Annotated in this window: 14 protein-coding genes; 12 read left to right on the top strand and 2 right to left on the bottom strand. The window is 67.0% G+C overall.

Annotated features, from left to right (window positions below; all coding sequences use genetic code 11):
• The 6 genes from AC50YM_RS17780 to AC50YM_RS17755 all read left to right on the top strand — a co-directional run.
• A partial coding sequence (locus AC50YM_RS17780) for a hypothetical protein (RefSeq protein WP_494958272.1) occupies positions 1 to 183 on the top strand: 183 nt, incomplete at its 5' end.
• Positions 184 to 540: 357 nt separating this feature from the next.
• Positions 541 to 1,830, top strand: a complete 1,290-nt coding sequence (locus AC50YM_RS17775; RefSeq protein ID WP_494958271.1) for a cytochrome P450 — start codon at positions 541 to 543, stop codon at positions 1,828 to 1,830.
• Entirely contained in the window at positions 1,823 to 3,127 is a 1,305-nt protein-coding gene (locus AC50YM_RS17770; RefSeq protein WP_494958270.1) for an NAD(P)/FAD-dependent oxidoreductase, read from the top strand. Before AC50YM_RS17775 ends, AC50YM_RS17770 begins: the two co-directional genes overlap by 8 nt.
• A complete protein-coding gene (locus AC50YM_RS17765) occupies positions 3,124 to 3,447 on the top strand; it encodes a 2Fe-2S iron-sulfur cluster-binding protein (RefSeq protein ID WP_494958269.1) in 324 nt (107 codons plus the stop codon). The genes AC50YM_RS17770 and AC50YM_RS17765 overlap by 4 nt, the downstream gene beginning before the upstream one ends.
• Before the next feature lie 180 nt (positions 3,448 to 3,627).
• The gene (locus AC50YM_RS17760; protein WP_494958268.1) at positions 3,628 to 4,260 is read left to right on the top strand and encodes a hypothetical protein; all 633 of its coding nucleotides are present in this window, start codon (positions 3,628 to 3,630) and stop codon (positions 4,258 to 4,260) included.
• A gap of 305 nt (positions 4,261 to 4,565) precedes the next feature.
• Positions 4,566 to 5,102, top strand: a complete 537-nt coding sequence (locus AC50YM_RS17755) for a MarR family winged helix-turn-helix transcriptional regulator (protein ID WP_494958267.1) — start codon at positions 4,566 to 4,568, stop codon at positions 5,100 to 5,102.
• A 120-nt stretch (positions 5,103 to 5,222) separates the two neighbouring features.
• On the opposite strand, the gene AC50YM_RS17750 is transcribed toward AC50YM_RS17755, so the two are convergent.
• Positions 5,223 to 5,396 carry a CsbD family protein gene (locus AC50YM_RS17750; protein WP_494958266.1) on the bottom strand — a complete coding sequence of 58 codons (174 nt, stop codon included), beginning with the start codon at positions 5,394 to 5,396 and terminating at the stop codon, positions 5,223 to 5,225.
• Between the two features lie 120 nt (positions 5,397 to 5,516).
• Positions 5,517 to 6,164 carry an acVLRF1 family peptidyl-tRNA hydrolase gene (locus tag AC50YM_RS17745; protein WP_494958265.1) on the bottom strand — a complete coding sequence of 216 codons (648 nt, stop codon included), beginning with the start codon at positions 6,162 to 6,164 and terminating at the stop codon, positions 5,517 to 5,519.
• Positions 6,165 to 6,227: 63 nt separating this feature from the next.
• Between AC50YM_RS17745 and AC50YM_RS17740 the strand changes: the two genes are divergently transcribed.
• The 6 genes from AC50YM_RS17740 (at position 6,228) to alaS (ending at position 12,768) form a co-directional block, all read left to right on the top strand.
• The gene (locus AC50YM_RS17740; RefSeq protein ID WP_494958264.1) at positions 6,228 to 7,682 is read left to right on the top strand and encodes a replication-associated recombination protein A; all 1,455 of its coding nucleotides are present in this window, start codon (positions 6,228 to 6,230) and stop codon (positions 7,680 to 7,682) included.
• Between the two features lie 212 nt (positions 7,683 to 7,894).
• Positions 7,895 to 8,293 carry a cupin domain-containing protein gene (locus AC50YM_RS17735; protein WP_494958263.1) on the top strand — a complete coding sequence of 133 codons (399 nt, stop codon included), beginning with the start codon at positions 7,895 to 7,897 and terminating at the stop codon, positions 8,291 to 8,293.
• Between the two features lie 228 nt (positions 8,294 to 8,521).
• On the top strand, positions 8,522 to 9,148 hold the full coding sequence (gene rpsD / locus AC50YM_RS17730; RefSeq protein WP_494958262.1) for a 30S ribosomal protein S4: 627 nt from the start codon (positions 8,522 to 8,524) through the stop codon (positions 9,146 to 9,148).
• Positions 9,149 to 9,292: 144 nt separating this feature from the next.
• Positions 9,293 to 9,667, top strand: coding sequence for a DUF948 domain-containing protein (locus AC50YM_RS17725; protein ID WP_494958261.1), 375 nt, complete (start codon positions 9,293 to 9,295; stop codon positions 9,665 to 9,667).
• Positions 9,668 to 9,688: 21 nt separating this feature from the next.
• Positions 9,689 to 9,955: a DUF6167 family protein gene (locus AC50YM_RS17720; protein ID WP_494958260.1), complete on the top strand. Its 267-nt coding sequence runs from the start codon at positions 9,689 to 9,691 to the stop codon at positions 9,953 to 9,955.
• 134 nt (positions 9,956 to 10,089) lie between these two features.
• Positions 10,090 to 12,768, top strand: coding sequence for an alanine--tRNA ligase (gene alaS, locus AC50YM_RS17715; RefSeq protein WP_494958259.1), 2,679 nt, complete (start codon positions 10,090 to 10,092; stop codon positions 12,766 to 12,768).
• The last annotated feature ends 4 nt before the right edge of the window (positions 12,769 to 12,772 follow it).

Genomic DNA, 12,772 nt, shown 5'->3' with positions numbered 1-12,772 from the left:
GAACAGGAATTGCCACCGGATCCGTTCCCAAAACAGGAACAGGAGCTGCCCGCGGACCCCTTCCCGGACTGGCACCTGCTCACGGCCGGGTACTCATTCCGTGCCGCAGACCCCGACGACCCGGTCTACTACGAGCCCCTCAATGAGTCCGCCCTGGAACACTTTCTGGTCCACCACGCCTGACCGGCTATCTCGCGTCGTACAGGTTGAGGCGTCTGTCCAAACCGCGGCCTGCTGCGACACGATCCCGGGCGGAGGAACAGCGACGCAAGCCTCCAGCCGCGGCGGGCCCCGTTGCCCCCGCAAGGTGCTCCGAGGCGGCTCGTCTGAACCGACAGCTACTGCCTGCGCTACCTTCCCGCTGCGTGCCGCCGCAGGTGAAGGAACCGGGATGAGCAACAGCGGATTCCGATGTGCCGCCCCGCCGTCGGGCGGCTTTAACAACCGATGAACGGAAGCCCTATGGGATGGAACGGTCCTCACTGGGCATTGTTGGTTGAGACGTACATCACGTCGATGCACTCCGACAGAAGGACAACGATGTCTGCTGCCACCACTGAACTATTGCCCGCCGACGTGCCCGCCGACGTGCCCCCCGCCGCTTCGGCCGGACTGCCCCCGTACGCCCATGAACTCCCCTGGCCGGAAGGCATGGCACCGTTTAGGGTCGTAGACGACGGCACCCAGGGCGATCCGTATGCGCACTATGAATGGATGCGCGACAACGCCCCGGTCCTCCGCGCCGCATCACCGGTCTCGGATGTCTGGTTCATTTCCCGCTATGACGATGTCCGTAAAGCCATGCGCGCCCCCAAGATTTTCTCCTCCCAGGTCGTTGACCCGGTCCCGCTGACGTTCCTGACCCTGTTCGATGCACCGAACCATACCCGGCTTCGCAAGGTCGTGGCCCAGGCGTTCATTCCGAAGGCCATCGCCCGCTTCGAGGAACGGGTTCGGGAGAACGCCAGCAAATACCTGGCCCCGATGCTTGCTGCGGGAGGGGGCGACGCTGTCGACGACTACGCAATCCCGCTGAGCATGTCCACCATTAGCGCCCTGTTGGACGTCCCGGCCGAGGACTTCGAGAAGATGAAGTTCTGGTCGGATGAGACTTTCAGTTACTTCGGCCGGCTGGCACGCAACGCCCAGGGGACCGGAACCGACGAGCAAAGCACCATGGAGTTCTTCGCGTACCTCAAGGACAATTTGGAGCGCCTGTACCGCGAGGAGAGCGACTCCGTGGGCGGCCACATCGCCCGGATGTGGAAGGACGGCCTGCTCGGCGAGAAGGAAGCCAAGGAACTCTGTGCCTTCGTCTTCGTCGCCGGACACGACACCACCACCATCCTGCTCGCCAACGCATTCCGTGCCTTCAGCGACCAGCCGGAACTGCTGAAGCGGATCCGGCGGAACCCGGACGACGCAAACCTCTTCGTCGAGGAACTCGCCCGGTACCGGGGGACGGTACAGCGCGCCAGCCGGATCACCACCGAAGAAGTGGATGTTGCCGGCGTGCGAATCCCCGCCGGCTCCATCGTCCGGCTGCTTCCCGCCGCCGCGAACCGCGACAGCAACAAATACCCCGACGGTGAGACGTTCGACATCGACCGCAACACCGACGGGCATCTGGGCTTCGGGCACGGTGTTCACAGCTGCCTCGGCGCGCCGCTGGCGAGGCTGGAGGTCCTGGTCACGGTACAACTTCTCGCGGAAAAGCTGGACTCACTCAACCTCCACCCCGACAAGCCCATCGAATACGTCCGTGGAAACAACCTGACCAACTCCGGCCCCGAGCACCTTTACGTGGAACTGGGGGAGTCCAATGCCTAGCCCGCAGCCCACAGGCACACGCCAGGATCCCATAATCATCATCGGCGCCGGCCACTCCGGCGTCGCGGTGGCCGCAGGCCTGCGCACCCGCGGCTGGGACGGGGGCATCCTGCTGCTCGAGGCAGAAAAGGAGACCCCCTACGAACGCCCTCCGCTTTCCAAGGAACTCCTCAAGGCCGGCGCCGCGGATGAGTCCGCCGTGCTGCGCAAAGAGAAGTTCTACGAAGACAAGCGCATCGACCGGCGGGCGGGACTGACCGTCGACAGCATCGACCCGGCCCTCCGGACCGTCCAGCTGTCCGACGGAAGCGGACACGGCTACTCCCGGCTTGTCATCGCCACCGGTTCACGGGCAAGGGCCCTGACGGTTCCCGGCGCCGGCCTTCCCGGGGTGCTGGCGCTGCGGACCAGGGACGACGCGCTCGAGCTCAAGCGGAGCCTGGTCCGCGGAGCCCGGGTCGCCGTCATCGGCGCCGGGTACATCGGCCTTGAGGTCGCCGCTGCTGCCGCGGCCGCAGGCTGTCAGATCACGGTGCTCGAATTCCAGGACCGCGTGATGAGCCGCGTGACGTCCGAACCGGTGTCCCGATTCTTCGAGCGACTGCACAGCCAGAACGGCGTTCGCTTCGTTTTTGGCGCCGCGGTCACGGCCGTCGAAGGCTCCGACCGTGCGGAGCGTGTCATCACCGCGGACGGCGCCGCGCACGCGGCCGACGTCGTGCTCGCCGGAATAGGCGTGCTGCCCAACCAGGAGCTGGCGGAAGCCGCAGGGCTCCGGTGCCGGGACGGGATCCTTGTTGATGGGCACGGACGGACCTCCGACCCGGACATCTACGCGGTGGGTGACGTTACGCGCTTCACCAGCACTCTCGACGGTGCCAGCCAGCGCCTCGAATGCATCCAGAACGCGCTGGCCCAGGCCGATGTGGTGGCAGCGCACCTCACCGGCCAGCCCGCCGCGGACCCGGAGATTCCCTGGTTCTGGACCGTCCAGCACGGTGTCAGGCTCCAGACTGCCGGCGTCCGCCACCCGGACGACGAGGTGATCGTGCGCGGCAACCCCGCCGCAGGGAAGTTCTCCGCGGTGTACCTCCGGAACGGGCGCCTGGCCGCCGTCGACACCATCGCAGGCCTCGCCGACTTCCGGCCCGCCAAGAAGCTGATTGCCCAGGGGGCGCGGATCAATCCCTCGCTCGCCGCGGACCCCGCTACCGCCCTCGTTGACTGCGTTATGGCCGACGCCGAGACGGCCGACGCCCTGACTGCCCCCGCACCCTACGCAAAGGAACTTCCATGAGCAGCAACAAACTCGTCGTCATCGACCGCGACGGTGCCAACCACGACCTCGAGTGGGAACCGGACCAGACCCTGATGGAGGCCCTCCGCGACAACGACCTGCCGGTCCTGGCATCCTGTGGTGGCACCGCCTCCTGCGCGACCTGCCACGTCTTCCTGGCGACGGAAGTCTTTAACAGCCTGGGCGAACGCAGCGAGGACGAACTCGAACTCCTGGTCGAGGCCGAGGGCTACCAGGAGTGCGGATCGCGGCTCTCCTGCCAGCTCGACTTCAGCCCGGCACTCAACGGGGTCACTGTCACGCTGGCTCCGGAGGAGTAGCCGCAGGGCATCGCCAGTCCGACTGCTAGCGGGCCGCCGTTCCATCTGCAGATGTTCGGGGACGGAACGGCGGCCCATTCCGGGATTTCTTGGGGGATCAGGCGGCCGGCGGGATGGCAGTCGGCTCACCTTTGCACCGTAGACTCCATTTATCCATTTGATCGATAATTGGGAGTGCTGATGGTGCGCCAGAAGAAAGCCGACAGGCGAAGAGCCAGAAAAAGTAGCCCCGCAAGCCAGCCCACGCCGTGGGCGCCGACGCGGCAGGTGCCCGCGCAAACCCGCAGCCCGACCGGAACGTTCCGCTTCAGCGATCGCTTCATCAATACGACCAGCACCATCCTCATCGCTTTTATGTTCGTATCGATCGGCGCCGGGTTCATCATCGGACCACTCAGCGACAATGTTGACGGGGACGCAGGAGAGGCTCTCGGTGTTGTGGCCATGTGGCTGATCGGTGCCGGAATCGTGCTTCCGCTGCTGTTGTCAGGCGTTCTCGGCGGCGAAGCCATCCGGGCCGGCGGAGGCTTTATCGGCTTCTTCCTGATCGCGGGTCTCTTCGCCACCGTCGCCGGAAGCACTGAACTGGGACAGGACATGCTCGGTCCGGTGTGGTGTCCGAGGGCCTTTTGGGGTGGCATCGCGCTGATGGTCGTGGCCGGCGCCGGATTCTGGATCATTGGCTGGATTGCACGGGTGCCGATGTGGCTACAGGCTCCGGTCTTGGGTTCGCCCCGCGTGTATGTTCGCGGATCGAGTGACAATCCGCGCCACCGTGTTTTCCCAAACGATCTGGACGAGCGCGACCGCTGAGACCAGGGAGGTTGTAGCCGCGGAATTGGCCGCGACGCCAGCCGCGCAACTACTAAGCATGCTTGCCAAATGCTTAGTAAGCATGCTTATGGTAGGAACGTGCAAAATCAAGGCCACCGAAGTACATCATGTCCTGACCGTCGCCCGGAGCGACGCGGCGCTCCGGGCTCTGTCCGTCGGCGTCATCGTCAATCCTTGGTTCTTGACCCTGGTGCGGGAGTCCGGGACGCGGGAACCCCTGACGCGGGAGCCAGTGACGCGGGAGCCAGTGACGCGGGAGCCCGTGACACGGGAACGTGGCACCCATGACACGCGAAATTGAACCGTACCTCCAGGGCACCTGCCGGTTGGTTATGACAGCGGCCCGCCTGATCCGGTACCGACAGAACGAGGCGCTTGCGCCGCTGAACATGACCCGGGCCGCCCTGATCGCCCTGGAAGCAATCGCTCCCCGTCCGCTGAACCAGGAGCAGCTCGCAGCCAAAGTGCATGTCCAAAGCCAGACCCTGGGCAGGGTGCTGGCCCGGTTGGAAGCGGGCGGCTACATCACAAGGACGCGGAATCCCGCCGATCGACGCCAACTCCATGTGCAGCTGACGTCGGCGGGCAGGGCGGCGCTGGTCACTGCCCGCCAGGCCGAAATTGATGCCTACCCTGCAGCTCTGGATGCGGAAGACTGGCGCACTTTTCAGGAGCAGCTGGAAAGGTTCGTCCACGCGCTGGGGGCGCCGCGGCGTCCCCGGTCGGCACCCGCGGTCCTGCGCGATGCGTCGCCGGCGCCGGGCCGGGACGCCAGCGAGGAAGGCTCGCGCTTGCCTCGCTCCGGTCCGGCTGACGAGTAAGCATGGACGCGGCGCATGAGCGTCGACGCGGCCAAACGCACGGACTCGGCGCATAAGCGGGGACGCAGAAGGGCGCAAATTCCGTCCGGAACCCGCGCCCTCCCTTCCGCTGTTGGTCGGCTAATGCTTGAAGGCGTCCTTCACCTTTTCGCCGGCCTGCTTGATGTCGGCTGCGGCTTGGTCGCCCTTGCCTTCGGCCTTCAGGCTCTCATCACCCGTGGCCTCACCGGCGGATTCCTTGCCTTTGCCTGCTAGCTTCTCGGCAGCGTTGCCGATTTTGTCATCCAGACCCATAGCGTTCTCCCTACAGTCGGTCCGCCGGCATGTGGCGGCTAATGCCATAATTTTAGACCACATTAGGCAAAATGCTAAGCAGGCTGATGATACTCGTCCGCTGAACCATGCCGGCCGATTCTAGGCCGGCGGGTCCGTCACCAGGATCCGCACCGTGCATAGGTCCGACGCCGCCTTCTTCAAAACCACGGCACGCGGATCAGGGACGTCCAGGAACGCCAGCCGGGGACGTGCGGCGTACTGCTTCAGCACCGGTTCGGCGAGGACCAGCTCCGCCAGGGTACGGTCGCCGCCCGGCGCCAGGTACTCGATCCGGTGGTCCGCAAAAATCCGGGCCGCATGCCCGGCAACAGCCTCCACCAGCGCATCGGCCTGGTTTGCGCGCCGCCGAGCGAAGCGCTGCTGGGACCAGCCGCCCGCCGCCGTCCGGGACTGGACGTGGCGGGTGCCGGTCTTGGACGCCAGCACGGCTCCGCCGCTGACCACAGCCACCGAATAGCCGCCGCGGCGGACCAGGACGGCACCGATGCAACGCGGCTGCAATGCGAGCGACGCCAGCCGCGCCACGGCGTCGGCACCGCGCCCGGGACGCCCGTCGTCGGGCCACGGCGCCTGCAGCAGGGCCGCGGCGCCATCCGCGGCCCGCAGCTGCAGGCCGCCGTCGTGCTCCTCCTCCACCAGCCCGCCGTGGCTCGCCGCGAAGCGCTCCACCCAGCCGGGCAGCCGGGCACCGGAGACGAAGGCCGCACGGGTTTCGCTGGGTGCCATGGCTTGGGTCTCCGTTGTGGGGTGTGTGTCGGGGCGGGCAGGAACTAGAAGTAGCCTATCTATGTGGAAGATCTCTTTGGCGCAGGACGGGACAGCGGCAGCGCTATCGAGGACGACAGCGACACCGACGAGACGGTCGAGGGAGGCTCTGCGCGCCGCTCCGCCTCACCGCGCAGCCCGCTCGCCGTTCGGATGCGGCCCCGGACGCTCGATGACGTGGTCGGCCAGCAGCACCTCCTCGGGCAGGGTTCGCCGCTGCGCCAGCTCGCCGCCGGAACCGACGCCACCGGCCCCGCCGGACCCAGTTCACTGATCCTCTGGGGGCCGCCCGGCACCGGCAAGACCACCCTCGCGCACGTTATCGCCAAAGGCCCGGGCCGGAAGTTCGTTGAGCTCTCCGCCATCACCGCCGGTGTAAAGGACGTCCGTCGCGTGATGGAGGAGGCGCTCACCGCCCGGGACCTCTTCAAGACCACCACCGTGCTGTTCCTGGATGAGATCCACCGCTTCAACAAGGCCCAGCAGGACGCCCTGCTGCCCGGCGTCGAGAACCGCTGGGTGGTCCTGGTCGCGGCAACCACCGAAAATCCCTCCTTCTCGGTCGTCTCTCCGCTGCTCTCGCGGTCGCTGCTGCTGACACTCAAGCCGCTCACCGACGCCGACGTCGAGGGACTGCTGCTGCGGGCGACGGCCGACCACCGCGGGCTCGGCGGCAAGGTGGAACTCAGCGCCGAAGCCCTGGCACACCTCGTCCGGCTCTCCGGCGGGGACGCCCGTCGGGCGCTGACTGCGCTGGAGGCGGCCGCCGGCGTCGCGTACGGCGATGTTGACAACGCCGACGCAGTCGTGGTCGGCGCCGCTGACGCGGCCGGTGCCGCTCCGGTAAAGATCGAGCTCAAGCACACGGAACGGGCCCTGGACGTCGCGTCGGTGCGCTACGACCGCGCTGGCGACCAGCACTATGACGTCGCCAGCGCGTTCATCAAATCAATCCGGGGCTCCGACGTCGACGCCGCCCTGCACTACCTGGCCCGGATGCTTGAGGCGGGGGAGGACCCGCGGTTCGTGGCCCGGCGGATCGTCATTTCCGCGGCGGAGGACGTCGGCATGGCGGACCCGACGGCGCTGCTGACCGCCGTCGCCGCCGCCCAGGCGGTGCAGCTGATCGGCATGCCGGAAGGCCGCATCATCCTGGCGGAGGCCGTGGTCCACCTCGCCACCGCGCCCAAATCCAACGCCGCCTATCTGGGGATCAACCAGGCGATCGCGGACGTCCGCGCCGGCCTCGGCAACGGCATCCCCGCCCACCTGCGCGATGCCCACTACCCGGGGTCCAAACAGCTGGGACACGGGCAGGGCTACAAATACGCCCATGATGCCCCGCACTCGGTGGCCACCCAGCAGTACCCGCCGGACGACCTGGTGGGCCGCAACTACTACGAGCCGACCGGCAACGGTGCCGAACGGGACATCTCCACCCGGCTGGAGCGGCTGCGCCGGATCATCCGGGGCGCGTGACCGGAGAGCCCGGAAACTCGCCGTTGACTTCCGGTCCCTGAGGTCTAACGTGGGTTTAAGTCAGCAAGGACCTGCTGCATGTGTCTGCCTGGATGGGGGACACCGGCACCTCCCGCCGGCCCTTCGCCGCCAGCACCTACGGTCGGCGGCCGGCACCCCAGTAGCCTGGCCTTGTGCCAGGCTTTACCGCCCGATTCCCTAGGTGTAGGACCATGTCCGTGAATTTCGTCACAGCTTTGGCCGCTAAGTCCTTTGATGTACCGGACAAGAAACGGTGCCCCGACAACGCCGAATTCGACCTTGTCACCGTGAACGACTACGCGGTGGCGCGGCTGGTTCTCGGACCCGCCTGGCGCTGGTCCGAATCCCTCAGACCCGACGACCAGACCGAGCTGTGCCAGCACCACCACCTCGGCTTCTGCATCTCGGGGGAGATGGCAGTGGAATCCGCCGACGGGCTACGCACCACAATCCACGCCAACGATACCTATGCGATTCCGCCCGGCCACGATGAATGGGTCGTCGGGTCCGCCGCGTTTGTGGCCGTGGAATTCCTGGGCGCGGCATCCTACGGGCGCCGCAGCAGCCGGGGCGTGCACGCGCTGACCTGACGGCGACCGTTGCGACGGCCTGACGGCCCGCCGGCGCCGAGGTGGTAGGCTTGTTCGTTGTCTGGCAAGGCGCGGACGCACAATCCACTCGAATCCGGCATCGCACGTTGTTGCGTTGTCTTCGGATGGGTTTGCCCTGTGCCCAGTAGCAAAAGGCAGCGGTTGGCCGATGCTCTCCATCGTGGAGGCCAGTAACACACTCACACCGCAGATATTGGAAGGACACAAGTGGCGAACAACACTCGTGCTCGCCGGACCGCACGCCTTTCGCGTGCACTCGGCATCGCTCTGACCCCCAAGGCCGCCAAGTACATGGAGCGCCGCCCGTACGGCCCCGGTGAGCATGGCCGTGCCCGCAAGAAGCAGGACTCCGACTACGCCGTACGTCTGCGCGAAAAGCAGCGTCTGCGCGCCCAGTACGGCATCCGCGAAGCCCAGATGACCCGTGCCTTCGAAGAAGCACGCCGCACCAAGGGCCTGACCGGTGAAAACCTGATTGAACTGCTCGAAATGCGTCTCGACGCACTCGTGCTGCGTGCAGGCTTCGCCCGCACCATCGCGCAGGCCCGCCAGCTGGTTGTCCACCGCCACATCCTGGTCGACGGCATCCGCGTTGACCGCCCGTCTTTCCGCGTCGCCGAGGGCCAGCTGGTCCACGTTCACAGCCGCAGCGAGCCGATGCCTCCGTTCCAGGTTGCAGCAGCCGGCGCTCACCGCGACGTCCTGCCGATGGTTCCGGCCTACCTGGACGTCAAGCTTGACGCCCTGCAGGCACGCCTGGTCCGCCGCCCCAAGCGCTCCGAGGTCCCCGTGACCTGCGAAGAGCAGCTCGTCGTGGAATTCTACGCACGCTAGATCCAGCACGACACCTTACAAAGAAGCCCGTGGCAAGCGCCGCGGGCTTCTTTGTATGTAAGGTACTTGGGGGAGTTCTGCGGCAGCCGGCTGTGTCAGCCCGGAACGCTCGCAGGGACACGACGCAACAAGGAGATGAAGACTATGACTGGTGGCGATATTGCCGGCCTGATCGCGGCCGGAGTGTTTGCACTGCTGGTCCTGCTGCTGGCGGTGCCGATTCTGAAGCTCGGGGGAGTGCTCGACGAAGTGCGGACCTCCATCCGTTCCATCAGCGACGGCGCCACCCCGCTGATGGACGAGGTCACGGCCACCGTGTCCAGCACCAATCAGCAGCTGAAGAAGGTCGACGGGATCGCGAACAACGTCTCGGACGCGTCCGCGAACATCTCCGCGCTGTCCTCACTGGTCGCCGCCACCGTCGGGTCGCCGCTGATCAAGGTCGCCTCCTTCAGCTACGGCGTGCGCTCGGCCTTCACCGCCCGCAAAAAGCCCGCCACCGGCCGCCGCAGCCGCTAACCCCCAGCTGGAGAACCTGACATGAACAGAATCATCTGGATGGGAATCGGCGTCGCCATCGGCGTCATCGCCTTCCGCAAGATCACCGAAGCGCAGTCCAATCTGGGCCCCGAGGGCCTGAACCGCGCGGTCGGCCGGCTCGCAGACGGCCTCTACGACTTCGCCGACGCGGTCCGCGAGGGCATGAACGAGCGGGAGTCGGAGCTCCGGGGTGCGTTGGGCATCGACGCCGGCCTGGAGAAGGCAATCGTCCACGGCTCAGCCGGCCGGGGTGCAGTCCGGCGCTAGCCGCGAGAGAATGAGAATTGGGCGGCACCCGTTCAGGGGCCGCCGGCACGGCCGTCGGCCGGGACCAGACCGTTCCGCGGACCACACGCGTGAACCACGAACGCAGTGAATATTGAAGGGTACGTAATCAGCTCATGAAGTCGCAGGAGATCACCAAGCGCTGGATCGACTTTTTTGTCAGTAAGGGCCACACGGCGGTGCCCTCCGCCTCGCTGGTCTCCAGCGACCCGTCCCTGCTGTTCACGGTGGCCGGTATGGTCCCGTTCATTCCTTACCTGACGGCCCGCGAACAGGCGCCCTACAAGCGTGCCACCAGCGTGCAGAAGTGCATCCGCACCGGCGACATCGAGGAGGTCGGCAAGACGGCCCGCCACGGCACCTTCTTCCAGATGTGCGGCAACTTCTCCTTCGGCGACTACTTCAAGGAAGACGCCATCAAGTTCGCCTGGGAACTGCTCACCAGCAGCGTTGACGACGGCGGCTACGGACTGCCGCCCGAGCAGCTCTGGGTCACCGTCTACGAAGAAGACGACGAAGCCGAGCAGCTCTGGCTCAAGAACACCGGCATGCCCGCCGAGCGGATCCAGCGGATGGGCAAGGCGGACAACTACTGGTCCACCGGCCAGCCCGGCCCCGCCGGCCCCTGCTCCGAGATCTACTACGACCGCGGCCCGGCCTACGGCGTCGAGGGCGGTCCGATCGCCGACGAGAACCGGTACGTGGAAATCTGGAACCTCGTGTTCATGCAGTACCAGATCGACAACGTGCGCTCCAAGGTCGATTTCGACATCAGCGGCGAACTGCCGCAGAAGAACATCGACACCGGCCTCGGCATGGAACGTCTCGCGATGATCCTGCAGGGTGTCGAAAACATGTACGAGACGGACCAGGTCCGCCCCGTCATCGACAGGGCGGCGGCCATCTCCGGCCGGGAGTACACCTCCGCAGAATCCGCCGAGGACCCGCACCACACCGACGACGTCCGGATGCGCGTGGTCGCGGACCACATCCGGTCTTCCCTCATGCTGATCGCCGACGGCGTCACGCCCTCCAACGAAGGCCGCGGCTACGTGCTGCGCCGCCTGATCCGCCGGGCCGTGCGCTCCATGCGGCTGCTCGGCGTCGAAAAGGCCTGCCTGCCCGAACTGCTGCCCGCCTCACGGGACGCCATGAAGGGCGTCTACCCGATCGTGGAAACGGACTTCGACCGGATCAGCCGGATCGCCTATGCCGAGGAAAAGGCGTTCCTGCGCACTATCGCCTCCGGCACGGCCCGCCTTGAGGACGCCGTCAAGGAATCCCAGTCCGCCGGCCGGCCGCTCTCCGGCGCCGACGCCTTCGCCCTGCACGACACCTACGGATTCCCGATCGACCTCACGCTGGAAATGGCTGAAGAGGCCGGGCTGAAGGTTGACGAGCCCGAATTCCGCAAGCTTATGCTCGAACAGCGCCAGCGCGCCCAGGCCGACGCCAAGGGCAAAAAGGGGTCGCACGCAGACCTTAGTGCCTTCCAGGAGCTGCTCTCCGCCGGCGAAACGGTGTTCACCGGCTACACCGAACTCTCCGGCGAGTCCAAGGTCCGCGGCATCCTCGCCGGCGGCCGCAAAGTCTCCCAGGCCTCGACGGGGGACGAAATCGAACTCGTCCTGGCCGAGACCCCGTTCTACGCCGAGGCCGGCGGCCAGGCCGCGGATACCGGGCTGATCACCGGCGACGGCTTCGTCGTCGAGGTCCTGGACGTCCAGCGCCCGGTCAAGGGCCTGAGCGTGCACAAGGCAATCGTCCGCGAGGGTGAAATCGGCGCCGACTCGCTCGTCCAGGCGGCGGTCGACCGGGAACGCCGGCACGCCGCCGAGCAGGCCCACACCGGCACGCACATCGTGCACGCGGCCCTGCACCAGATCCTTGGCCCGGAAGCGCTGCAGCGCGGCTCCTACAACAAGGCCGGCTACCTGCGGTTCGACTTCGCCTGGGGTGAAGGGCTCAGCCCGGCCACCCGATCCGAGATCGAGGAAGTCTCCAACATCGCCATCCGCAACAACTACCGGGTGGAGACCAGGATCATGGGGCTGGCCGAGGCCAAGGCCCTCGGCGCGATGGCACTCTTCGGCGAGAACTACGGCAACGAAGTCCGCGTCGTGGAGATCGACGGCGCCTGGTCCCGCGAGCTGTGCGGCGGCACGCACGTCGAGAACACCTCGCTGATCGGCAGCCTGTCCCTGCTCGGGGAACAGTCCGTCGGATCGGGAAACCGCCGCGTCGAGGCCTTCGTCGGCATGGAGGCCTTCCGGCACCTCGCCGCAGAGCGCGCCCTGGTCACCGAACTCACCGAACTGCTCAAGGTTCCGTCCGGCCTGCTCGCGGACCGGATCGCGACCACGCTGACAAAGCTCAAGACGGCGGAGAAGGAACTCGACCGCCTGCGCCGGGAGCAGCTGACCGCGGCAGCCGCACAGCTCGTGGGCACGGCCCAGGACGCCGCCGGCGTCAAGGTCATCGCTCACGACGCCGGCCAGGTCAGCGGCGCGGACGACCTGCGCGGACTGGCCCTGGACCTGCGGACACGCCTCGGTTCGGAGCCCGCGGCCGTCGCGGTCGCCGGTGTCAGCAATGACCGGCCGGTCATCCTGATCGCCACCAACGACGCCGCCCGGACGGCCGGCGTCAAGGCGGGCGCCCTGGTGCGCCTCGCGGCAGGCATCCTCGGCGGCGGCGGCGGCGGCAAGGACGATGTCGCCCAGGGCGGCGGCACGGACGCCGGCAAGGTCGGCGCGGCTCTCACCGCCGTCGTGGACGCCATTACCCGGCGATAGCGGA

The organism is Pseudarthrobacter sp. RHLT1-30-1 (assembly GCF_059383415.1).
Note: the sequence above shows the minus strand (reverse complement) of the source record. Positions and strands in the feature narration are given on the sequence as shown.

What these genes read in the sequence shown, in the direction of transcription:
- AC50YM_RS17775 (WP_494958271.1), top strand. Translation starts at nt 541, where the DNA reads ATGTCTGCTGCCACCACTGAACTATTGCCCGCCGACGTGCCCGCCGAC.
- AC50YM_RS17770 (WP_494958270.1), top strand. Translation starts at nt 1,823, where the DNA reads ATGCCTAGCCCGCAGCCCACAGGCACACGCCAGGATCCCATAATCATC.
- AC50YM_RS17765 (WP_494958269.1), top strand. Translation starts at nt 3,124, where the DNA reads ATGAGCAGCAACAAACTCGTCGTCATCGACCGCGACGGTGCCAACCAC.
- AC50YM_RS17760 (WP_494958268.1), top strand. Translation starts at nt 3,628, where the DNA reads ATGGTGCGCCAGAAGAAAGCCGACAGGCGAAGAGCCAGAAAAAGTAGC.
- AC50YM_RS17755 (WP_494958267.1), top strand. Translation starts at nt 4,566, where the DNA reads ATGACACGCGAAATTGAACCGTACCTCCAGGGCACCTGCCGGTTGGTT.
- AC50YM_RS17750 (WP_494958266.1), bottom strand. Translation starts at nt 5,396, where the DNA reads ATGGGTCTGGATGACAAAATCGGCAACGCTGCCGAGAAGCTAGCAGGC.
- AC50YM_RS17745 (WP_494958265.1), bottom strand. Translation starts at nt 6,164, where the DNA reads ATGGCACCCAGCGAAACCCGTGCGGCCTTCGTCTCCGGTGCCCGGCTG.
- AC50YM_RS17735 (WP_494958263.1), top strand. Translation starts at nt 7,895, where the DNA reads ATGTCCGTGAATTTCGTCACAGCTTTGGCCGCTAAGTCCTTTGATGTA.
- AC50YM_RS17725 (WP_494958261.1), top strand. Translation starts at nt 9,293, where the DNA reads ATGACTGGTGGCGATATTGCCGGCCTGATCGCGGCCGGAGTGTTTGCA.
- AC50YM_RS17720 (WP_494958260.1), top strand. Translation starts at nt 9,689, where the DNA reads ATGAACAGAATCATCTGGATGGGAATCGGCGTCGCCATCGGCGTCATC.
- alaS (WP_494958259.1), top strand. Translation starts at nt 10,090, where the DNA reads ATGAAGTCGCAGGAGATCACCAAGCGCTGGATCGACTTTTTTGTCAGT.